We start from the raw sequence: 20,251 nt of genomic DNA on the forward strand, positions 1-20,251 counted from the left end.
GTCAGCGCTTGCGCATCAGGCCGATGAAGAACAGGCCGCCGATCGCCGCCGTGGCCACGCCGATCGGCAGGTCTTCGGGGGCGATCAAGGTGCGCGCCGCCACATCGACCCAGACCAGGAACAGGCTGCCCAGCAATGCACACACTGGCAGCAAGCGACGATGCTCGGCGCCCACCAGGCGCCGGGCGATGTGCGGCACCATCAGCCCGACAAAGCCGATGGAGCCGCTGATGGACACCAGCACGCCGGTCATCAACGAGGCGACCAGGAACACCTTCAGCCGTACATTGCGGGCGTTCAGGCCAAGGGTCACGGCGGTCTGTTCGCCGGCCATCAGCGCGTTCAACGGGCGGGCCATGCCCACCAGCACCAGCAGCCCGAGCACTACGCTGGCGCCCGGAATCGCCAGCAGTTCCCAGCGTGCCAGGCCTAGGCCGCCGAGCATCCAGAACATCACCGCCGAGGCGGCGCGATGGTCGCCCATGAACAGCAGCAGATTGGCCGCCGCCATCATCACGAACGACACTGCCACGCCGCACAGCAACAGGCGATCACTCTCCAGCCGGCCATTGCGACTGGCTACCGCGAGCACCACGATCATGCTCGACAGGGCGCCGATAAAGGCGGCGATGGGCAAGGTCAGCAGGCCGATGATCTCGCCTACATGCAGCACCACGATCACCGCGCCCAGGGTCGCGCCGGAAGTGACACCCAGCAGGTGCGGATCGGCCAGCGGATTACGCGTGACCGCCTGCAACACCGCACCGATCAACGCCAGCCCGGCCCCCACCAACGCCCCCAGCAGCATGCGCGGCACGCGGATCAGCCAGACGATAGGTGCCTGCCCGGCCGACCAACTCACTTCGCCGATGCCGAAGACCTTGTACAGCAGGATGCGCCACACCACGTCCGCCGGTACCCGCGCCGGGCCAAAGCCCAGGGATATCACACAGGACACCAGCAGCAATGCGCCCAGGACGGCAAGCAACAGGGGGTAACGACGGGTGATCATTCGCCGTGGAACCCCTTGGCCAGGGTTTCCACCGCCAGCACGTTATCGATGCCCGGCGTGGCTTGTACATACGGGATCACGATAAAGCGCTGGTTCCTGATCGCGTCCACCCCTTGCAGCGCCGGGTTGTTGAGCAGGAACTGCTGTTTTTGATCGGCGGTGACTTCGCTGTAGTCGACGATCACGATCACCTGTGGATTGCGCTCCACCACCGTCTCCCAGTTGACGCGGGTCCAACTGGCGTCGACGTCATCGAGGATGTTGCGCCCGCCGGCCGCGTCGATCAGCGCCTGGGGCATACCGAGGCGGCCGGAGGTCATGGCGCGGTCTTCACCGCTGTCGTAGAGGAACACGCGCGGCTTGTGGGCGGGCAGGTCTGTCTGCACCTCGGCGACCTGTGCCTGCATCTGCGCGATCAAGGCATTGGCGCGGTCCTGCACGTCGAAGATCCTGCCCAGGTTGCGCAGGTCGTTATAGGTGTCGTCCAGGGTCGCGGCCGGGCGCTTCATCACGAAGGCGCACGACTCGGTCAGCTCGTACACGTTGATCCCCAGGGGCAGCAGGGTGTTCGGCGTCAGGTCGCCGCCCACGCGCATGCCGTAGTCCCAGCCGGCAAAGAAGAAATCCACATTGGCATTGAGCAGGGTTTCCACTGACGGGTACTTGCTCGCCAGTTCCGGCAGGCCATCGAGAGTCCGGGCCATGTCCGGGGTGACCGACTTCCAGCCGGTGATGCCGCTGTAGCCGGCCATCCGCGGTTTGAGGCCCAGGGCGAGCATCATCTGGGTCATGTTGATGTCATGGCTCACCGCATGCTTCGGCGCTTCCTGGAAGGTCACGTCGCGGTTGCAGCTTTTGACGGTGACCGGGTAATGGGTGGCTTCAGCGAAGGCTGGTGAAGCACCGAACAGCAGGGCCACAAGGGCGAAGGCGCGCAGGATCATGGTGGGGTTATCCAGGTGATGCGGGGATGGTCGGCCAGGGGATGAGTGTCGATCAGCGCCTCGACGCCGAACACATCGCGCAGCAGTTCAGTGGTCAGCACCTGGTGAGGCGTGCCGCTGGCGACGATGCGCCCGTGGTCGATCACGTAGAGCCGATCACAAAAAGCGGCGGCCAGGTTGAGGTCGTGGATGCTGGCCAGGGTGCCGATACCCAGGCGCTTGACCAGCCTCAACAGCTCAAGCTGGTAGCGTGGATCGAGGTGGTTGGTCGGTTCGTCGAGGATCAGTAATTGCGGTTGCTGGGCCAGGGCGCGGGCGAGGATGACGCGTTGTTTTTCACCGCCCGAGAGGGTGGCGAAGGCATGCGCTTCAAAGCCCTGCATGCCCACCGATACCAGCGCCTGTTGCACCAGCTGTCGATCCTCCAGGGTGTCGCTGTCGAACAGGCCCTTGTGGGGCGTGCGGCCCATGGCGACCACTTCATCGACTCGCAGGCCAAAGGCATCCGGGAACTCCTGCAACACCACGGCGATACGTTGCGCACACCACTTGGCGCCTTGCTTCCACAGGTTCCGGTGGGCGAGCAATACGTCGCCGCGCTCCGGCTGGGTGAACCGATAGGCGCAGCGCAACAGGCTGGTCTTGCCGCTGCCGTTGGGGCCGATCAGCCCAACGAACTCCCCCGCAGCGACGTGAAGGCCTGCGTCACGCAGTTGGAACGGGTGTTGGCTGTGGTTCGCCGGGGCCCAGTTGATGCGGGTGAGGGTGAGTGAAGTCATCAAGTCTCTCAAGGCCTGCAGGGATCTAACTATGTTTGGGTCAGTTAGAAGGTGTAGTCCGCCGTGACGAAGAACGAGCGCGGTTCACCGAGGATCCATTGCTGGCCGTCGTTGTACTGGCTGACCGCGTAGGTGCGGTCGAACAGGTTGTTCAGTTGCAGGCCCAGGGTGGTGTTGCGCATCGCCTTCCACGACAGCGTGGCATCGACCACGGTGTAGCTCGGCAGCTCGTTCTGGTTGGCCATGTCGGCATACCGTGCATCGACATAGCGCACTCCGGCACCGGCGCGGATGTCGTCGCTCAGGGCCTTGCTCAGCCACAGGTTGGCGGTGCGGCGTGGCACGTCCACCGGGCGATTGCCGTCGCGGGACACTTGTACACCGCCGACATCCTGTTTGAAGTCGTCGTACTGCGCCCGCACGATGGCTGCGTTGGCTTGCAGCGCCCAGGCGTGCGGCAGTTGCAGGTCGAGGCTGGCTTCCAGGCCGCTGGAGGATTGCTGGCCGACTTGCTGCTTGAGGTCCGGATTGCCGGGGACGTCGGTGAGCAGTTTCTTCTTGACGATATGGTAGGCCGCCACTGTCCATTCGCCGCGTTGATCCCAGAAGGCCTGCTTGAGGCCGATCTCGGTTTGCCTGGCGGTGGAGAGGTCGAACTGCTGCTGGCCAGGGCTCAGGGAAATCAGGCCGCCGACCCCGTCGGTGCTGGTGGCGTACTGGCCGTAGACCGAGGTGTCGGGGGTGATTGCGTAGACCAGGCCGGCCTTCCAGTTATTACCGGTGAGGGTCTTGTCGCTTTGGCTGGCGTCACGCAAATCATCGCGCTCGACGTGGGCATAGTCGCGGCGGATGCCGGTGACCAGCGCCAGTTGGTCGGTGAGTTGCAGGCGGTTTTCGGCGAAACCGGCAACGGTTTTGGTGGTGGTGGCGAACAGCGGTTTGAACGGGTTCTGGCTGTCGAACCGAGCGGGCGCCGGATCGTTGATATCCACCGGCTGGCCGCCGGGCAGCACGTCGTTGAACGGTGAGTTGCTGGCCAGGCGGAAACGGATGCGGTTGTATTCCACGCCCGTCACGGTCTGGCTGTCGAGGCCGAACAGGCTGTGCTTGAAGGTGAAGGTCTGGCGATCGCCGACCTGTTCCTGGTTGTGCTTGATGCCGAAGTTGCCGCTGCGGGTCAGTTGCCCGTTGGTGACGTTGTAGTTCTCGGCGTTCTGCCAGCGGCGCTGGTTCTTCAGGTAGAACAGTTCATTGGTGGCACTGACGTTGTCATTGATCTGCCACTCGCTGGTCAGGCGCGTCCACTGGTCGTTGTAGTGCTGGGTGTCGTTGCTGACGTTGTAGTTCTTGTCGCGCAGGCCCTTGTGCAATTGGCCATTGATCAGCGGCGTGCCGAAGTAGTTCTGCGGGCGCTGGTCGCCGTAGTCGCTGGCCAGGGTGAAGCTCAGGTTGTCCGCCGCCTGCCAGCGCAGGGCGCCGCTGACGAAGTCGCTGCTGGAGTCGCCACGGTCGATAAAGCCGTGGCTGCGCAGACGGTTGAGGTTCAGGCGATAGCTCAGGGTGTCGGTCAGCGAGCCGCCGCTGTCCAGGGCTTGTTGCTGGCGATCGTAGGCGCCGTAGCCGAGGCGGAGGTGGTTTTCGATCTCGCCTTCGAAGGGTTTTTTCGGCACGGTATTGATCACCGCACCGGTGGCGCCTTCGCCGTACAGCACCGAGGCCGGGCCGCGCAAAACGTCTACGCGTTCCACCGCCCAGGTGTCCACCGGGAAGGTCGAGGTGCCCATGCCCATGTACATGCGGGTGCCGTCGTACAGTTGCATCACCGAGCCCTGGCCGGTAAAGCCACGGGCCGACAGCGAGGTGCCGCCATCGCCCGGTGTGCCGGTGCGGCTGATGCCGGTGGCACGGGAAATGGCGTCCTGCACGCTGGCGTCGCCACGTGCGCGGATCTGCGTGCCGGTCTGGCTTTCGACACTGCCCGGGGTTTGCAGCGCGCTGAGATTCAGGCGCGAGCCTGCGGTGGTCGGTGTGTTCAGGTCGACGTGTTGGTCATCCACGGCCGCTGCGGTCACCGGGCTGGCGGGCAGGGTCAGGGCCTGGGCGCTGTCATGCAGGGCGAGCAGGCACAGGCCGGACACTAGGTACTTGTTCATTGGGCGGAAAATCGCTTCTTCGAGGCGGTGCTCGCCGCTGGGCGCGGCGAGCTGAGGTATGCAGTGAGTGTTATAAGTTAACACTTCCTGCGTCTTTGGCGAAAGCCCGCGTAAGACTACCTAACGCCTCTATGTAGGGCATCTCGCCTACTTCATAGCGAACCTGAGGTGGATTCACGTTGGCTGAACAACCGCGACAACACCAGGCGATCCAGCGCCCAGACCGCGATCAACGAGGCGCCCACCAGCGGGAACAGGAGCGCCAGCCCGAGCATGATCACCATCGCGGTTTTCCACTTCGGCAGGTCATGACGCAACGGCGGAACTCCCAGGCCGCCCTGGGGCCGGCGCCTCCACCAGATCACCACGCCACTCACCGCGCTGAGCAGGATCATCAGGCAGATCAGCAGCACGATCAGCTGGTTCACCCAGCCGAACATCTTGCCCTCATGCAGCATCACGCCGGTCTCGGTGGCCCGCGCCACGGTGTTGTAGTGCGCCCAGCGCACATCGGCGAGGACCTTGCCGGTGTACTGGTCCACATGCAGGGTGGCGTCGTTGCGCGGGTCGTCGGCGAACACCGCGACGGTGAACACGCCTTCGGCGGTGGTGGGGAAGGTGATGCTGTAGCCGGGCTCGACCTTGCGTGCCGTGGCCAGGTCCACCACCTGTTGCAGGCGCACCGTGGGCGCGGCGGGAGCAGCGTGCATGGCGCCGTGGTTCATGTGTTCGGCATGGTCGCCGGACATCGGCATCGGCGTGTTTTCCATGGCCCAGGGCACGGTCTGTTGCGTTGCGGTATTGAGTACTCGCGCCTGCTGATCGGACTGCGGCACGTTGTTCCACATCGCCGCCGGGAAAGTGTTCCAGAGGTCGGCGTACTGCTTGCCCCAGAAGCCGGTCCAGGTCATGCCGCTGAGCAGCATCACCAGCAGAAACGCCGCGCCCCAGAAGCCGGCGACGGCATGCAGGTCACGCCAGAACACGCGGCCACGACTCGTGAAACGCGGCCATAACACCCCGGCCGACGTTTTGCCGCGCGGCCACCATAGGTACAGGCCGGACACCACCAGCATCACGCCCCAGCCGGCGGCGAGCTCCACCAGGCGATCGCCGACGGTGCCGATCATCAGCTCGCCGTGCAGGGCGCGGGCGATGGCTTGCAGGTTGTTTTTCGCATCCTGCTCACCGAGTACGGTGCCGCGATAGGGGTCGACGAACACCGTCACTTCGCGCCCGCCGTCGTGCATCACGAACTGCGCGCTGCTGGTGGCGTCGACGGGTGGCAGGTATTTGCTGATCTTGCCCTGAGGAAAGGCCGCCTGGGCGCGTTGCAACTGTTCGTCGGCGCTCAAGGCGTGCTCGGCGCTTTGCACCTTGAGCAGGTCGCCGTACATCAGCGGATCGAGCTGGGGTTTGAACAGGTAGATGATGCCGGTCAGGGCCAGCAGCACCATGAAAGGGGCGACGAAAAGGCCGGCGTAGAAGTGCCAGCGCCAGGCCAGGTTGTAGAAAGAAACTTTTTGAGTGGTCATCAGGGATGCTCCGCAAAGCTTGAATTTTTTGTCGTTGGTCAGACTGCTATCGGGGGCAAGCCCCCTCCCACATGTGGAATGCAATCCAACTGTGGGAGGGGCTTGCCCGCGATGCTTTTAGAAGCTCATGTCAACCTTGGTCCACAGGGTGCGCCCCGGCTCCTTGATGGCCTGCGGGTCGTTGGCCGGGTAGCCGAACCCGGCGTTGCCGGCCAGGTTCAGGTGCTCGGCGTAGGCTTTGCCGAACAGGTTGTCGACGCCGGTGCTGACCTTGAAATTCTTGTTGATGCGATACGCGCCATTGACCGAGAACACGCCAAAGCCGCCGCTCTTGTCGTAGTCCTTGCCGACCACATTGCCCTTGTTCTGGTCGATGCGGTTCTGCGCCGCCACTACCCGCCACAACGCGCCGGCACTCCAGTCGTCTTCGCTGTAGGTCAGGCCGAAGCGTGCATCCAACGGTGGCATTTGCGGCAGGGCCTTACCGTCGCTGCTGTTCTTGCCCCAGGCGTAGGCGAGGGTGGCATCGGCTTTCCAGTTCTGCGTCAGTTTGTAGGCCGCGCCGAGTTCACCTCCCATGATGCGCGCGTCCACATTGCGCGCCTGGGAGGTGGTGCCCATCATCCCCGCCCGGTAGTCGAACAGGATGAAGTCACGCACCTGGCCGACGTAGCCCGAAGCCCAGGCTTCGAGGTTGTCGGCTTTGTACTGCGCGCCGACGTCGAGCTGGGTGGTTTTCTCCGGCTTCACGCCGTCGAAGGCGTTGACCGAACCGACTGCGCCAGTGTTGGGCGAGAACAGCTCCCAGTAATCCGGGAAGCGCTCCGAGTGGCCCAGGCCGGCATAGAGGGTGGTCGGGCTGTCGGCCAGGTCGTGCTCATAACGCATAAAACCCGAGGGCAACGTATCGGCGCGGGTGTCGTCGGCGGTCGGGTTGGCGCGTGCACTCATCCCGGAGCCGGTGGTTTGCCGGAAGTCCTTGGCCGAGGCGCGGTCCAGGCGCGCGCCGCTGATCAGGCGGTCACGGTCGGCGGCGTACCAGGTCAGTTCGCCGAACACGCCGTAGTTGTGGAAGTTGGCGTCCTTGACCTTGGGCAAATCCTTGTAGGTGTCGATGCCCATGCTGCTGCGTTGGCGGTGTTCGTTGGTCTGCGCATCCAGGCCGCTGATCAGTTGCACATCGGTCCAGCGCCAGGTGGCCTTGATGCGCGCGCCGAGGGTGCGGCGGTCGACGTTGGAGGCCATGGGGCCGGCCATCATCCCGGTGCCCGAGGGTGTGCGCAGGCTGTAGTTGTCCATCACGTGGTCGGCGTAGTTGTAGTAGACCTGGGCTTCGACCTTATCCAGCACTTCGCCGATATTCGATTTCTCGAAGCGCAGGCCCAGGCTTTCGCGCAGGAACTGCGAACCGTCCATGCCGCGCCCGGCGTAACGCGCTTCGCCGTCGCCACGGCCGGCGGTGAGCTCCAGCAGGGTGTCGGCATCCGGGGTGAAGCCGACGGCGACGTCGCCATTCCATTTGTCGTAGCGCGAGGCGACGGTGTCGTTGTTGCCGTCCTTGTAGTCATCGGCATGGGCCTGGTTGCCGATCACCCGCACATAGCCCAGCGGCCCACCGGCGGCGGCATCGATGACCTTGTCGAAGCGCCCGTTGGAGCCGGCCAGCACACTCGCGTTGAGCCGCGTGCCCAACTCGCCGAACTGCTCCGGTTCGCGCTCGAACAGGATGGTGCCGGCCGACGCGCCCGGGCCCCAGAGTACGGTCTGCGGGCCTTTGATCACGGTGAGCTTGTCGTAGGTTTCCGGCGAAATGTACGAGGTCGGCGCATCCATCCTGCCGGGGCAGGCGCCGAGCATCATGCTGCCGTTGGTGAGGATGTTCAGGCGCGAGCCGAACATGCCGCGCAGTACCGGGTCGCCATTGGTGCCGCCGTTGCGTACCAGGGCGAAGCCGGGGATGGTCTTGAGGTAGTCGCCGCCGTCGCTGGCGGGCACCGGTTGGCGTGGGTCTTTGGGGTTGGTGACCACGGTCAGCGGCGAGCTGGGCGCAATGGCGGTGATCACCGTAGGCGTCAGCTCATGCTCGGCGTGTTCATCGGCCTGGGCGTGGGGAACGAGCAGGGCGCCGCATAGGGCAGCGAGCACAGAGGTGCTTCCCAAACGGGAGTCAGCAGTAAACCTGGACATGACAAATTCCATCAATCAATCGTAAACAACACGGCCAGCAGCCTGCGGCTGTCTGTCTAAAGTCGGCCGGGGTGAAGTAACGGTGGCAGGGGCTTACGAGGCGATGGGCGGGGCGCGGCTGCGGGCGCCAGGGAAGATGCTCTGCCGGGCATGGCCCAGGCGCGGTGCGGGGGTAAGGGCATTGGCCGGCGGCGGGGTACCGATGGCCACGAATGACACGCTGCCGGGCAGGGCCGGGCAACTGTAGAGCAAGTCGCAATAGCCGCACTTGGACCAGAGCGCGTGGTGTTCGTCAGGGGCTTTCTTGTGATGGGCGTCGCCGTGGTCGCCGGGCATGTCCATGGACATGTTCATCGACATACCGGCGTGATGATCCATCGGCATCGCTTGGGAAATCAGCGGACCGATAAAGATCATCAGCATGGCGAACAGGCTGATCCAACTGCCGCGCTTCACGCGGCGGTGTGGGGATAGCCTGGCGCGAGGGGCGCCCATCTGGAGTCAGTCTATTGAGGGGGCTTGTGCGCGTGGCCGGCCATCGGCGGTACTTTCTGTACCGACACTTCCACCTCGACCTTGCCGGCTTTTTCAAAGGTCAGGGTCAGCGGGAATTGCTTGCCATCGGCCAGCAGGCTGCGGTCCTTGAGGCCCAGCAACATGACGTGATACGCCATGGGCGCGAAGGTCAAGTCACCCTTGGCCGGTACGGCAACGCTGGGGACTTGCTGCATCTTCATCAAGTCGCCCTGCATCACATGCTCATGCAGCTCGGCCTTATCGGCCACTGGCGTGTCGACACTGAGCAGGCGATCCGGTGTCGCACCGGTGTTATGAATCACGAAATACGCGGCGACGGTGGGCGCGTTGGGCGGCAATTCCTGGGACCAGGGATCGCTGACCAGCAGGTCGCCGGCCTTGTAGTCTTCGGCATTGGCAGCACTGAACACCGGCAGCAGCAACGCAGCCAGAAGCAGGGAAGATTTAAGCATGGCAGTTCTCCAGAACGGTTCTAAACGCAGTTCACTTGCGAAGAAGATCAGACCGTCGGAGAGGCGCGGGGGTTGAGGCTCGGCCATTGCTGGCGCGGGGTGGGGGTTTGCAATGGCGTGTGTGGTTGACGCTGTGCCGTCTCGAATCGCGTGAGATACAACTGCGGCACATGCCCCGGCAACGCCACCAACGGCGCCGAGCCCGAGCAACACCAGCAATGCTGCATGGTGGAATGATCGTCCTGCTGCGGCGCCGGAATCTCCAGCTTGCCCAGGGCAATGGTCTTCAGGCTGGCGCCATTGGACGAACAGAAACTGCCCCACAGCAATTGCTGCACGGGGTCCTTGGACTGCTGCATCGCGCTGGCCATTGGCATGGCAAAGGCGTTGAACAGCACTGCAAGGCAGGCGATCCAGGCAATTGCAAAGCGTTGACGGGCCATGGCGGACAATCCGTAGGGTTAAACGATCAGGCGGGTATTTAGCCTGATCGGGGGGGATAAGTAAAAAGTGGTGGTGTGGTTTGGTGTCGCAGTGCTGGGTTTGAGGATAGACGGGGAATCGAGAGGATGCCGATCTTCAAGTCAACGGCCCTCCCACATTTTGGATTGTGTGTGGCTATTGCTTGGCGTTGAGCCTGCGAGTCGCGCGGGCAATGTCGGCTCGCGCCACCTTGATCAATGAGCCATCGCCTGGGTCTTCTTCGATACAGGCTTCAAGGAAAGCATCCATCTCTTCTTGTGTGTGGAGATGGTCAGCAGCGTCGAAAACTGTGAACGTCGTCTTTCTGTCAGATAGGTATTGGGCTTTTTCCAGCCATTGGTTTAATCGAGCTGCGACTTCGGGTTCATCCAATTTCAGTTCGTCGGCCTCAAGGCTTAGCGCGTGCGCGAACTCTGGGTTCGCGATTATGTGCTCGATAATTGTGCTTTCAGCAGGTCGAGTCAGGTGCTGCGTACGGGGTTTGTTAGTCATGTGAACCTCATGTTTACGCCGTAGGACAAAGCGTCGAGGATCATCGCCAAGGGTATGCGGTTCTAGGTAGTCAGCGGGTTCCGTTACGCATGTAGGTAAATTCTCCTTGATCCGCCGCGCAGCCCGAATATGAGGTCGTTCCACAGAAACTTCCGACAACTCTTTGAGGTTGTCGGTAGGAAACTCAATCTCTAGTCTTCGTACACCGCTGCAAATGCCGCGGACGGGCGTCGCGGCCCGACTTCCTAAGAGCAAAAGCGCTATCGTCTGCTTTCAGTTGATGCTTTTTTATCGTCTACTGTGCGGCGCTATGGCGGCTGTGCGCGGGATACCTTTGGGTATGCCGGGTTGCCTCGGGACCGGTCCGCGAACCTGCGTACAGCTGCCACCCTATCGCGTCGCGGCGAATCAGTGGCAGCTCCACATTCCTGAGGAGCTTCACAATGATCAAACCCACCCCCAATCCCCCCGTCCGGCTGTTCACCGTGGCCGATGGCATCAGCACCGAAGACCTGTTGGTCAACCTCAGCGAAACACTTGCCTCGGCCAACGCGCTGAGTTGCGACCTTGCCTTTAACCTGGAAGGCGCACCACGCGAGGAATTACTGGGCGTTGCGCAGTTGATCGAGCTGGCACAATTGCTCGCTGACAGGGTGCACGAAGGAGCAGGGCAGGCAACCGCCGCGAGTAGTTAACAAGTTCGATGAGCGATCGTTCCTGCGCATATGTGTGGGAATGATCGTGTGGCAGGTCTTAGACCTCCCAGCTGGCTTCCCGTATATGATTGAAGTTGACGACATCTACGCAGTGCTGATGAGCAAACCCAGCGACTCTGAGATCGTCAGTCAAAACCAGATAGTTATCTTTTGCTGCGGCAACAATGCCAACGTCGGTAAGGCCGTAGGGTGAAAGCTCATAATCGCGACTTATATCCAAGGCTGGATGATGGACCTCGATTATTGTTGATAGTGAGTTTTTTAACGTTGCATAAAAATCGCGCAGCTTGTTTCCATGAAGTCCATTTGTCAGGTTGCTGACTTCAGAGAGAATGTGAGGGGTTGAAACAAGTTTTTCGAACTGGTCAATCACTTTGAGCAAAAGTTGATAGTCTGCATCGCTGTAGCCGCGTGTTCTCTTGAACTCCACGATGCTGGACGTTCCTCCTATCAGTGCCAGAAGCAGCAAGTTAGTATCAACGATGATTCCTTTTCTTCGGTATTGCTTGATGTAGGCTTCGATCATACTTCGCGAATCTTCATGGAGCGGAACTCGCCAGTCTCCGAGTCGATGATGAATGTTTTGTATTTTCTTGCATGCATTTGTCCGGCTAAAGATGCGCCTAGCCTTTCATAGTTATTAGGGTTGGGGACATTGAAGCCCAGTGTTATTGCCCAGGTTTTATTGTCTGGGTCTAACTCTACTTCCTCAAGCATCAGGTCTTGTAGTGCTGTTTCTTGCCCGAGAAAGTCATTTGCGACCGCCTTGGCAACTTGTACGGCTTCTTTAACTTCTATCATGTCAGCTCCTGAATACCGTTGGGCCTGGCTTGAACTGTTCCTGGAGTTTAGCACTTCGTGTTGTGGGTTCATCGCCGTCCCTTGAGGTAGCAAATAGATTGGATAGAGGGTGGCGGATGATCCTGATCTATCGAATGAAATCTGCCAACGAATCGATTGTTTCTGCGGGCGACAAAAGCTCCCGATCCACCGCCGCCAACACCGGCCGCTTCAACACCAACACCGGCACCCCCCGTTCCCGCGCCACTTCCAGCTTCGGCTCGGTGGCGGTGCTGCCACTGTTCTTGCTGATCAGCACATCAATCCCACGCCGTTCAAACAACGCGCGTTCATCTTCGATCAGAAACGGTCCGCGCGCGCCGATCACTTCACAGCGATCATTCCCCGGATACACATCCAGCGCGCGCAACGTCCAGAACTGCTCGGCGGGGATTTCGTCGAGATGCTGCAATGGCTCGCGACCCAAGGTGAACAGCGGACGCTTGAAGGGTTTCAAGGCGTCGATCAACTCAGCCCAGTCACTGACCTCCCGCCAGTCATCGCCGGCCTGCGGCTGCCACGCCGGGCGACGCAATGCCCAACACGGCACACCGCCCAACCGTGCAGCCTCGGCGGCATTGCGGCTGATCTGCGCCGCATACGGATGGGTCGCGTCGAGGATCAGGCTGATCTGTTCATCGCGAACAAACTGCGCCAACCCTTCGGCGCCGCCATACCCGCCGACACGCACCTGGCAGGTGAGATCGGTCGGCACACGCCCCACACCCGCCAGGCTGTAGATATGCGCCGGCCCCAAGGTGCGCGCGATAGCCAGTGCTTCGGTCACACCGCCCAGCAGCAGGATGCGTTTCATCGCGGCTTGACCACTTCCAGCAGGGTGATTGGAAGCGCCTGGCGCCACGTATCGAACTCACCCAGTGGCTGGGCCTGAGCGACGTGGATGCGCGTCAGTTCGCCGCCATGCTCCGCGCGCCAGTTCATCAAGGTCATTTCGCTTTGCAGGGTGACGGCATTGGCCACCAACCGACCCCCGGGGCGCAGGTGTTGCCAGCAGGTGTCGAGCACACCGGCGCGGGTGACGCCGCCGCCGATGAAGATGGCGTCGGGAGCTGTAAGGCCGTGCAACGCTTCCGGGGCTTTGCCACGAACCAACTGCAAACCGGGCACGCCGAGGGCGTCGCGATTGTGTTCAATAAGGCCCTGTCGGCCTTCGTCTGCTTCAATTGCCAATGCTCGGCAGCTCGGATGGGCGCGCATCCATTCGATACCGATGGAGCCGCTGCCCGCACCCACGTCCCACAGCAGTTCGCCGGGCATCGGGGCGAGGCGGGCGAGGGTCATGGCGCGCACATCGCGTTTGGTCAGTTGGCCGTCGTGCCGGAAGGCGGAATCGGGCAAGCCAGCGAGGCGCGACAGACGTGGTGTGTCGCTGGAGGCCACGCAGTCGATGGCGACCAGGTTCAAATCGGCGACACAGGCGTGCTGCCAATCCTCAGCCAAACCGTCGATGCGCCGCTCATTTGCGCTGCCCAGGTGTTCAAATACTGTCAATCGGCTGGGCCCAAACCCGGATTCAGCCAACAACGAAGCAATCAACGCGGGACTGCCGCCGTCATTACTCAGTACCAGTAAACGCACACCTGTGGCCAGATGCGCATTGATCGCCGCCACCGGCCGGGCCACTACGGACAGCGTCACCACCTCCTGCAACGGCCAGCCCAGCCGCGCCGCCGCCAACGACACCGACGACGGCGCCGGCAAAATCAGCAGTTCCTCAGCCGCCACCTGTCGTGCCAGGCTGGCCCCCACCCCATAAAACATCGGGTCACCACTGGCCAGCACGCACACAGGCTCGCCACGCCGCGCCAGTACCGGTTCCAGGGAGAACGGGCTCGGCCACACCTGGCGCTCACCGCGAATACACACTGGCAACAGGTCCAACTGGCGCTGACCACCTATAATCCGCGAAGCGCGCAATAGGGCATGCCGGGCATTCCTGCCCAGCCCCTTGAAGCCGTCTTCACCGATGCCTACAACCGTCAGCCAGGGCGACATATCAATTCCTTGAGCGACATCCGACGGGCAGGCTTTTCATGCCGCCGGACAAAGCAGGCATAATACCGCGCCTTTACCCGTCAACCGGTAGCCCCATGAACCCAACGCCCGCTGTGAATACCTTGCGCCCCTCGGCTTGTCCGGGGTTGCTGCGTATCGTCCAGGCGCTGGATGGCGGCATCTGCCGGATCAAACTGGCCGGTGGCTCGATCAGCGCCGCCCAGGCCTGTGCCGTGGCGGACGCGGCCCAGGCCTATGCGGGCGGGGTGATCGAGGCGACCAACCGCGCCAACCTGCAGATACGTGGGATCGGTGCCGAGCAAGACGCCTTGATCGCCATGCTGCTGGCCGCCGATCTGGGCCCGAGTAACGCCGCTGGCGATGACGTGCGCAACCTGATGCTCAGCCCCAGCGCCGGTATCGACCCGCAGATGCTGTTCGACACCCGGCCGCTGGCCGAGCAGATCCTCGCCAGCCTGCAAAACCGTCCGCGTTTCCATGAGCTGTCGGCCAAGTTCGCCGTGCAACTGGATGGCGGCGAGGCCCTGGCGATGCTCGAGCATCATCATGATCTGTGGCTGTCGGCGTTCGTACGCAATGGCGAGACGCTCCTTGCGTTCGGCCTGGCGGGTTGTCCAGGGCGGGATGCACCGTTGGCCGCCGTGCCGTTGGCACAGGGTCATGGGTTGGTGGTGGCGGTGCTGGAGGCGTTTCTTGACCTCGCCACCCCAGAGCAAACCCGCATGCGCCATCTGGCTGTGGATAAGTTGTTGAGTCGCCTCAGCCTGCCGCTGCTGCCGGCCGATGGCTTCAAACGCCCGCCCAGCGGCGCTTTGCTGCATCTGGGGAGTTATCCACAGGCTCAAAGCAATCAATTCTACGTCGCGGCCATCGCACCCTTGGGGCGCCTGGATTCGACGATGCTCACAGGCGTGGCGCAGCTCGCCAGCGAATATGGCGACGGCACCGTGCGCTTCACTCCCTGGCAAGGTGTGTTACTGCCCAACGTCGAAAAACCTCACGCCGTGACCCAACGCCTGGCGCAACTGGGCTTCCTCTGCACCGTCGACCAACCCTTGGCGCGCGTGATCGCCTGTACCGGTTCCAGCGGTTGCGGCAAGGCCCTCGCCGACACCAAGGCCGACGCCGTGCACTTGGCCGCGCTGCACCCCGGCCATGACGTGCACCTGTCCGGCTGCCCACGTTCCTGCGCCGCCGCACATATCGCGCCGGTCACCTTGCTGGCGGTGAGCCCCGGCCACTACGACCTGTATTTTCGCGAGGCAGCCCATCCCGGTTTCGGCCGGCTGCACGCACGCACCCTTTCCATTGAAGCGGCGGGCGCCTTGCTGCGCGCTCACCCACGGAGCAACACCGATGATTGATTACATCCGCGACGGTCAGGAGATCTATCGCAACTCCTTCGCCATTATTCGCGCGGAAGCCAAGTTGGAGCGTATCCCGGCCGACCTGGAGAAACTCGCGGTGCGGGTGATCCATGCCTGCGGCATGGTCGAGGCCATCGACGGCCTGCAGTTCTCCGACGGCGCGGGTAAGGCCGGGCGCGATGCGCTGGCCGCTGGTGCGCCGATTCTGTGTGATGCGCGGATGGTCTCCGAAGGCGTGACCCGTGCGCGCCTGCCGGCCAACAACCCGGTGATCTGCACCCTGCGCGACGACAGCGTGCCGGAGTTGGCGCGGGAGCTGGGCAATACCCGTTCCGCTGCGGCCCTGGAGCTGTGGCGTCCGCACCTGGAAGGCAGCGTGGTGGTGATCGGCAATGCGCCGACGGCGTTGTTCTACCTGCTGGAAATGCTCGACGCGGGTGCACCAAAACCGGCGTTGATCCTCGGCTTCCCGGTCGGGTTTGTCGGCGCGGCCGAATCCAAGGCGATGCTGGCAGCGGACAGCCGCGGCGTACCGTTCGTGATCATGCAGGGCCGCCTGGGCGGCAGTGCCATGGCCGCCGCGGCGGTGAATGCGCTCGCCACGGAGGTCGAATAATGCCGGCACGCGGACGTTTGATCGGCCTGGGCGTCGGCCCCGGCGACCCGGAACTGATCACCCTCAAGGCCCTGCGCCTGCTGCGCGAATCGCCGGTGGTGGCCTATTTCGTGGCCAAGGGCAAGAAGGGTAACGCCTTCGGCATCATCGAAGACCACCTGGTGCCACAGCAAACCTTGATGCCGCTGGTGTACCCGGTGACCACCGAAGCGCTGCCGGCGCCATTGTCCTATGAACAAGTGATCAGCGACTTCTACGACACCGCCAGTGTCGAGGTGGCCGTGCACCTGGACGCCGGTCGCGACGTGGCGGTGATCTGTGAAGGCGACCCGTTCTTCTACGGCTCCTATATGTATTTGCATGACCGCTTGGCCGAGCGCTACGAAGCCCAGGTTATCCCCGGTGTGTGCTCGATGCTTGGCGGCGCCTCGGTGCTGGGCGCACCGTTGGTGTATCGCAACCAGAGCCTGTCGGTGCTGTCGGGCGTATTGCCCCACGAAGACCTCAAGCGCCGCCTGGCGGATGCCGACGCGGCGGTGATCATGAAGCTGGGGCGCAACTTCCCCAAGGTGCGCCAGGTACTCGAAGAACTCGGCCTGGCCGAGCGCGCGCTGTATGTGGAACGCGCGACCATGGCCAACCAGAAAATCGTGGCGCTGGACCAGGTGGAGCCGATGTCTTCGCCGTACTTCTCGCTGATCATCGTGCCGGGTGAACGGTGGCAAGGTTGATGAACCCGGCGATTGTCATTCTGGGCCAGGGCAGCCTGGCCACCGCGCGCAGGATCCAGCAGGTTTACCCTGGGGCACTGATCCACGGCCTGGCCGGGCGGGTTGAGGGGGCGGACCAGTCTTACAGCGAATTCGGCGCGACCCTGCATCAGTTGTACCAGCAGGGCACGCCGCTGATCGCCCTGTGTGCGGCCGGCATCGTGATCCGCACCCTGGCGCCGCTGCTGCTGGAGAAAGGTGAGGAACCCGCCGTGCTGGCCGTGGCGGAAGATGGCAGCGCCGTGGTGCCGTTGCTCGGTGGCCTTGGCGGGGTGAACGTCATGGCACGGGACATCGCGGCAGCACTGGGTGTCGCTGCGGCGATCACCACCAGTGGCGAGCTGCGTTTCGGCACCTGCCTGCTCAACCCGCCTGCGGGTTATGAGCTGGCGGACCTGGAACTGGGCAAGCGCTTCGTGTCCGACCTGCTGGCCGGCGAAAGCGTGCGCATCGAAGGCGCTGCGCCGTGGTTGGACCAGGCGAATTTGCCCCAGGACCAGCAGGCGCATCTAGCCATTCACGTGGGCAGTGCCGAGCGTGTGCCCGCCGCCAACGAGTTGCTGATCTATCCGAAGACGGTGTGCGTGACCTGCAAGCCGGGTGCGCAGTTGGCCGAGCGTGTGCGCGCGGCCTTGCACGAGGCGGGCATTGCCGTGCAATCCCTGGCGTGCCTGTTGGCCAGCGATACGCAGATGGCTGACCCGTCGTTGCACGAAGCCGCGTCGGCGTTGGGTGTACCGCTGCGCTTTGGGGGTGTTACCCAGGCTGCCGATATTGTCATCGAGGTGGCTGACCAACCGCTGGACCTGGCCCAGGTCGGCCGCCGCCGTGGCCGCCTTGCCGTGATCGGCCTGGGCCCTGGCGCCGCCGAGCTGATGGTGCCGGCGGTCAAGGCCGAGCTGGCACGCTGCACCGATGTGCTGGGCTATGAAACCTACGTGCGCATGGCCGGGCCGTTCCGTGACGATCAGGTACAGCATTGCACCGATAACCGCGAAGAGATGCAGCGCGCCCGCCACGCCTTCGAGCTGGCCGCCCAGGGGCGTTCGGTGGTGGTGGTGTCGTCCGGCGACCCGGGCGTCTTCGCCATGGCGGCGGCGGTGATCGAGGCGTTGCACGAGTCCGGCGATCCGGCGTGGCATCAGGTCGACCTGGAAATCCTGCCGGGGGTTTCGGCCTCCCTGGCCACCGCGGCCCAGGCCGGCGCGCCGTTGGGCCACGACTTTTGCGTGATGTCGCTGTCGGACAACCTCAAGCCCTGGTCGATCATCGAAAAGCGCCTGGACCTCGCGTCCCAGGCCGACCTGGCCCTGGCGTTCTACAACCCGATCTCGCGTTCGCGGCCTTGGCAGCTGGGGCGCGCCCTGGAAATCGTCGCGCAACACCGCACGCCTGAAACCCCGGTGGTGCTGGGTCGCGATATCGGTCGCCCCGGCCAGACCCTGCGCGTCACCACCCTCGGGCAACTCACGCCAGACCAGGTGGACATGCGCACCATGGTGCTGGTCGGCTCGTCCACTACCTGCACATTCCCTCGCGCTGGTGGCGGTGAATGGGTGTACACGCCGCGCTGGTACGGTGCAAAGCCCGCCTCCTGAAAACGCCTGGATGGCTGCACGAAAGCTCCGAATGACAATGGGTGATTGCCTATTGTCGCTCGGGGCTTTTTCTTTTTTTTACCGCGAAAACCGGAAGGGCTCGAGGAGTGCCCCGTCATTGCTGGGCAGGGGTTTTTGCCGTGTGCTGGCAAGCGATGTTTGTGGCATGGAAGAGCCGCCGGTGGCTGGACTAGTGTGGACACAAGCCCCGAGTCGGGGTGTTTGTGGAGAACTGAAAATGGAGCGACATCACAGAAGGATCAACAACACAAAACGGCGCAAGTTGATTGCTGCCTATACATTGCCGAGGGCGCCAGGCGCGCAGCCCTCATTGCCGCCGCTCGACGTGGAGGACGACAGCAACGCGGCGGTGGTCAACAACAGTGTGATTTCGTTTGCCGAGGGGCTGTCCGGGCTGAACCGGGAATACATCCGTAAAAGCTATCTGCTGGCCAGCAGCTACGTCAGCGATGTATTGAATATCCACCGAGGTACCGAGGCCTGGTACGACGAATTCATCAAGGTGATGGTCGGTTTGGGCTGGCTGCCGGTGCGCAGTCGATTCGAGCGGGTTTCAAGCTCCGGCAAGGGCCTGACGGTGCAACTTGCGGCGCTGAATATCATCGCCAGCCTGTTGGCGTCGACGTCACTGACCGGGCCGTTGCTCACTGTGCTGCCCAAACTGGCCGCCGATGCGCTGGAGGCCCTGAAGCAGCAGCCGGCATCCTTCGAGCTGTTCAAGCGCAATAGCAGCGTGCACGAGGGCGGTGATTTTGGCCTGGCGTCATGCGCCGAAACGGACGGCGAATTGACGATGGTGCTGGTGACTTACAGTACCCATGGCGTGAGCAAGCAGGTTGGGCTGCCATTTCTGGAATGGGACAGTACCCAGTTCGAGGCCTTCAGCGGACAAACCTGCCTGGTGCTGAATACCTCGGTGGTCAACGAAAAAACCATCCGACTGATGCGCGAGAGCGCGGGCGACAAGGTGCAGTCGGCGATTGCCAAATACCGGATCTAAGGCACCAGGTAGCCGCGCACCCCGGTAAAGATGATTTGCGCGGCGAGGGCACACACGAACAATCCCATCAACCGACTGACAATCTGCAAGCCCTGGTCACCGAGAATCCGTTCGATACGGTTGGACAGGTACAGCACCACGCCGACCGTGAGGCTGGCCAGGGCGATGCTGAGGATGGCCGTGATCTTGTCATCCCAGTGCGGTTGGCTGACGCCCATGACCAACAGCGCACCGATGGTGCCGGGGCCGACCGTGAGGGGGATGGTCAGCGGCACGATGGTCACGTCCTGCTGCACATTGTCGGTCTGCACGGCCGACTTGCCTTGGGCCATGCCCAGGGCGGAGATAAACAGCACACTGCCGGCGCCGATGCGAAAGGCATCCACGGTGATGCCGAACACGCTGAAGATCACCCGGCCGAATAGGTAGAGCAATACGCTGGACACCAGGGTCGCCAGCGCCACTTTCCAGGCCAGGCGCCGCCGCTCTTTGCTCGAATAACCACGGGTCAGGCTGATAAAGCAGGACAGCACGAAGAACGGGCTGTAGAGCACCAGCATCTTCAGGTAAACGCTGAATAACACGTGGAGCATGGGGGTGGCTCGCGGCAGGAAAAGTGTGGAGAGTCTAACAGGCGACACGGAGCAAATGTGGGAGGGGGCTTGCCCTGATGCCAGTCAGTTAAGGAGGAACACTGTAACTGTGGCAAGCC

At 62.9% G+C, this 20,251-nt stretch carries 21 protein-coding genes; 6 read left to right on the top strand and 15 right to left on the bottom strand.

Going from position 1 to position 20,251, the window contains the following annotated elements:
- Position 1 precedes the first annotated feature (1 nt).
- The 10 genes from AC07OP_RS26265 to AC07OP_RS26310 all read right to left on the bottom strand — a co-directional run bounded on the left by AC07OP_RS26265 (position 2) and on the right by AC07OP_RS26310 (position 10,574).
- A complete protein-coding gene (locus AC07OP_RS26265; protein ID WP_368963931.1) occupies positions 2–1,012 on the bottom strand; it encodes a FecCD family ABC transporter permease in 1,011 nt (336 codons plus the stop codon).
- Complete coding sequence (locus AC07OP_RS26270) at positions 1,009–1,956, bottom strand: ABC transporter substrate-binding protein (protein ID WP_495102653.1); 948 nt, start codon at positions 1,954–1,956, stop codon at positions 1,009–1,011. Before AC07OP_RS26270 ends, AC07OP_RS26265 begins: the two co-directional genes overlap by 4 nt.
- Positions 1,953–2,735 (bottom strand): ABC transporter ATP-binding protein, encoded by a 783-nt coding sequence (locus AC07OP_RS26275; protein ID WP_108573611.1) that lies wholly within the window; start codon positions 2,733–2,735, stop codon positions 1,953–1,955. Before AC07OP_RS26275 ends, AC07OP_RS26270 begins: the two co-directional genes overlap by 4 nt.
- A 44-nt stretch (positions 2,736–2,779) precedes the next feature.
- Positions 2,780–4,888 carry a TonB-dependent receptor gene (locus AC07OP_RS26280; RefSeq protein WP_495102654.1) on the bottom strand — a complete coding sequence of 703 codons (2,109 nt, stop codon included), beginning with the start codon at positions 4,886–4,888 and terminating at the stop codon, positions 2,780–2,782.
- 152 nt (positions 4,889–5,040) lie between these two features.
- Positions 5,041–6,423, bottom strand: coding sequence for a PepSY-associated TM helix domain-containing protein (locus tag AC07OP_RS26285; protein ID WP_495102655.1), 1,383 nt, complete (start codon positions 6,421–6,423; stop codon positions 5,041–5,043).
- Between the two features lie 117 nt (positions 6,424–6,540).
- The gene (locus tag AC07OP_RS26290; RefSeq protein WP_495102656.1) at positions 6,541–8,610 is read right to left on the bottom strand and encodes a TonB-dependent copper receptor; all 2,070 of its coding nucleotides are present in this window, start codon (positions 8,608–8,610) and stop codon (positions 6,541–6,543) included.
- A 93-nt stretch (positions 8,611–8,703) separates the two neighbouring features.
- Positions 8,704–9,105, bottom strand: a complete 402-nt coding sequence (locus AC07OP_RS26295; protein WP_065940918.1) for a DUF2946 domain-containing protein — start codon at positions 9,103–9,105, stop codon at positions 8,704–8,706.
- Positions 9,106–9,116: 11 nt separating this feature from the next.
- The gene (locus AC07OP_RS26300; RefSeq protein WP_495102657.1) at positions 9,117–9,599 is read right to left on the bottom strand and encodes a copper chaperone PCu(A)C; all 483 of its coding nucleotides are present in this window, start codon (positions 9,597–9,599) and stop codon (positions 9,117–9,119) included.
- A 47-nt stretch (positions 9,600–9,646) separates the two neighbouring features.
- Positions 9,647–10,042 carry a DUF2946 domain-containing protein gene (locus tag AC07OP_RS26305; RefSeq protein ID WP_495102658.1) on the bottom strand — a complete coding sequence of 132 codons (396 nt, stop codon included), beginning with the start codon at positions 10,040–10,042 and terminating at the stop codon, positions 9,647–9,649.
- A gap of 175 nt (positions 10,043–10,217) precedes the next feature.
- Positions 10,218–10,574, bottom strand: a complete 357-nt coding sequence (locus AC07OP_RS26310; protein WP_043293782.1) for a helix-turn-helix domain-containing transcriptional regulator — start codon at positions 10,572–10,574, stop codon at positions 10,218–10,220.
- Positions 10,575–11,017: 443 nt separating this feature from the next.
- Here AC07OP_RS26310 and AC07OP_RS26315 point away from each other — a divergent pair, with 443 nt between their 5' ends.
- Positions 11,018–11,269 (top strand): DUF6124 family protein, encoded by a 252-nt coding sequence (locus AC07OP_RS26315; RefSeq protein WP_027607743.1) that lies wholly within the window; start codon positions 11,018–11,020, stop codon positions 11,267–11,269.
- Between the two features lie 58 nt (positions 11,270–11,327).
- Here AC07OP_RS26315 and AC07OP_RS26320 read toward each other — a convergent pair whose 3' ends face one another.
- The 4 genes from AC07OP_RS26320 to cbiE form a co-directional block, all read right to left on the bottom strand.
- Positions 11,328–11,816 carry a PIN domain-containing protein gene (locus AC07OP_RS26320; RefSeq protein WP_495102659.1) on the bottom strand — a complete coding sequence of 163 codons (489 nt, stop codon included), beginning with the start codon at positions 11,814–11,816 and terminating at the stop codon, positions 11,328–11,330.
- Positions 11,813–12,091 (bottom strand): hypothetical protein, encoded by a 279-nt coding sequence (locus AC07OP_RS26325; protein ID WP_065925573.1) that lies wholly within the window; start codon positions 12,089–12,091, stop codon positions 11,813–11,815. Before AC07OP_RS26325 ends, AC07OP_RS26320 begins: the two co-directional genes overlap by 4 nt.
- Positions 12,092–12,218: 127 nt before the next feature.
- Complete coding sequence (locus AC07OP_RS26330) at positions 12,219–12,944, bottom strand: cobalt-precorrin-6A reductase (protein ID WP_108573608.1); 726 nt, start codon at positions 12,942–12,944, stop codon at positions 12,219–12,221.
- The gene (gene cbiE / locus AC07OP_RS26335) at positions 12,941–14,146 is read right to left on the bottom strand and encodes a precorrin-6y C5,15-methyltransferase (decarboxylating) subunit CbiE (protein WP_495102660.1); all 1,206 of its coding nucleotides are present in this window, start codon (positions 14,144–14,146) and stop codon (positions 12,941–12,943) included. Before cbiE ends, AC07OP_RS26330 begins: the two co-directional genes overlap by 4 nt.
- A gap of 38 nt (positions 14,147–14,184) precedes the next feature.
- On the opposite strand from cbiE, the gene cobG reads away from it, so the two are divergent.
- The 5 genes from cobG to AC07OP_RS26360 all read left to right on the top strand — a co-directional run bounded on the left by cobG (position 14,185) and on the right by AC07OP_RS26360 (position 19,539).
- Positions 14,185–15,531: a precorrin-3B synthase gene (gene cobG / locus AC07OP_RS26340; RefSeq protein ID WP_495102661.1), complete on the top strand. Its 1,347-nt coding sequence runs from the start codon at positions 14,185–14,187 to the stop codon at positions 15,529–15,531.
- Positions 15,524–16,150 (top strand): precorrin-8X methylmutase, encoded by a 627-nt coding sequence (locus AC07OP_RS26345; RefSeq protein WP_098480452.1) that lies wholly within the window; start codon positions 15,524–15,526, stop codon positions 16,148–16,150. The genes cobG and AC07OP_RS26345 overlap by 8 nt, the downstream gene beginning before the upstream one ends.
- Positions 16,150–16,881: a precorrin-2 C(20)-methyltransferase gene (locus AC07OP_RS26350; RefSeq protein WP_065925568.1), complete on the top strand. Its 732-nt coding sequence runs from the start codon at positions 16,150–16,152 to the stop codon at positions 16,879–16,881. The genes AC07OP_RS26345 and AC07OP_RS26350 overlap by 1 nt, the downstream gene beginning before the upstream one ends.
- The gene (cobJ, locus tag AC07OP_RS26355) at positions 16,881–18,518 is read left to right on the top strand and encodes a precorrin-3B C(17)-methyltransferase (RefSeq protein ID WP_495102662.1); all 1,638 of its coding nucleotides are present in this window, start codon (positions 16,881–16,883) and stop codon (positions 18,516–18,518) included. The genes AC07OP_RS26350 and cobJ overlap by 1 nt, the downstream gene beginning before the upstream one ends.
- Positions 18,519–18,756: 238 nt before the next feature.
- Positions 18,757–19,539: a hypothetical protein gene (locus tag AC07OP_RS26360; RefSeq protein WP_495102663.1), complete on the top strand. Its 783-nt coding sequence runs from the start codon at positions 18,757–18,759 to the stop codon at positions 19,537–19,539.
- Here AC07OP_RS26360 and AC07OP_RS26365 read toward each other — a convergent pair.
- Complete coding sequence (locus AC07OP_RS26365; protein ID WP_003217330.1) at positions 19,536–20,132, bottom strand: MarC family protein; 597 nt, start codon at positions 20,130–20,132, stop codon at positions 19,536–19,538. The two genes, AC07OP_RS26360 and AC07OP_RS26365, sit on opposite strands and share 4 nt — an antisense overlap.
- Positions 20,133–20,251 lie beyond the last annotated feature (119 nt).

The organism is Pseudomonas sp. GW821-FHT09D08 (genome assembly GCF_059416305.1).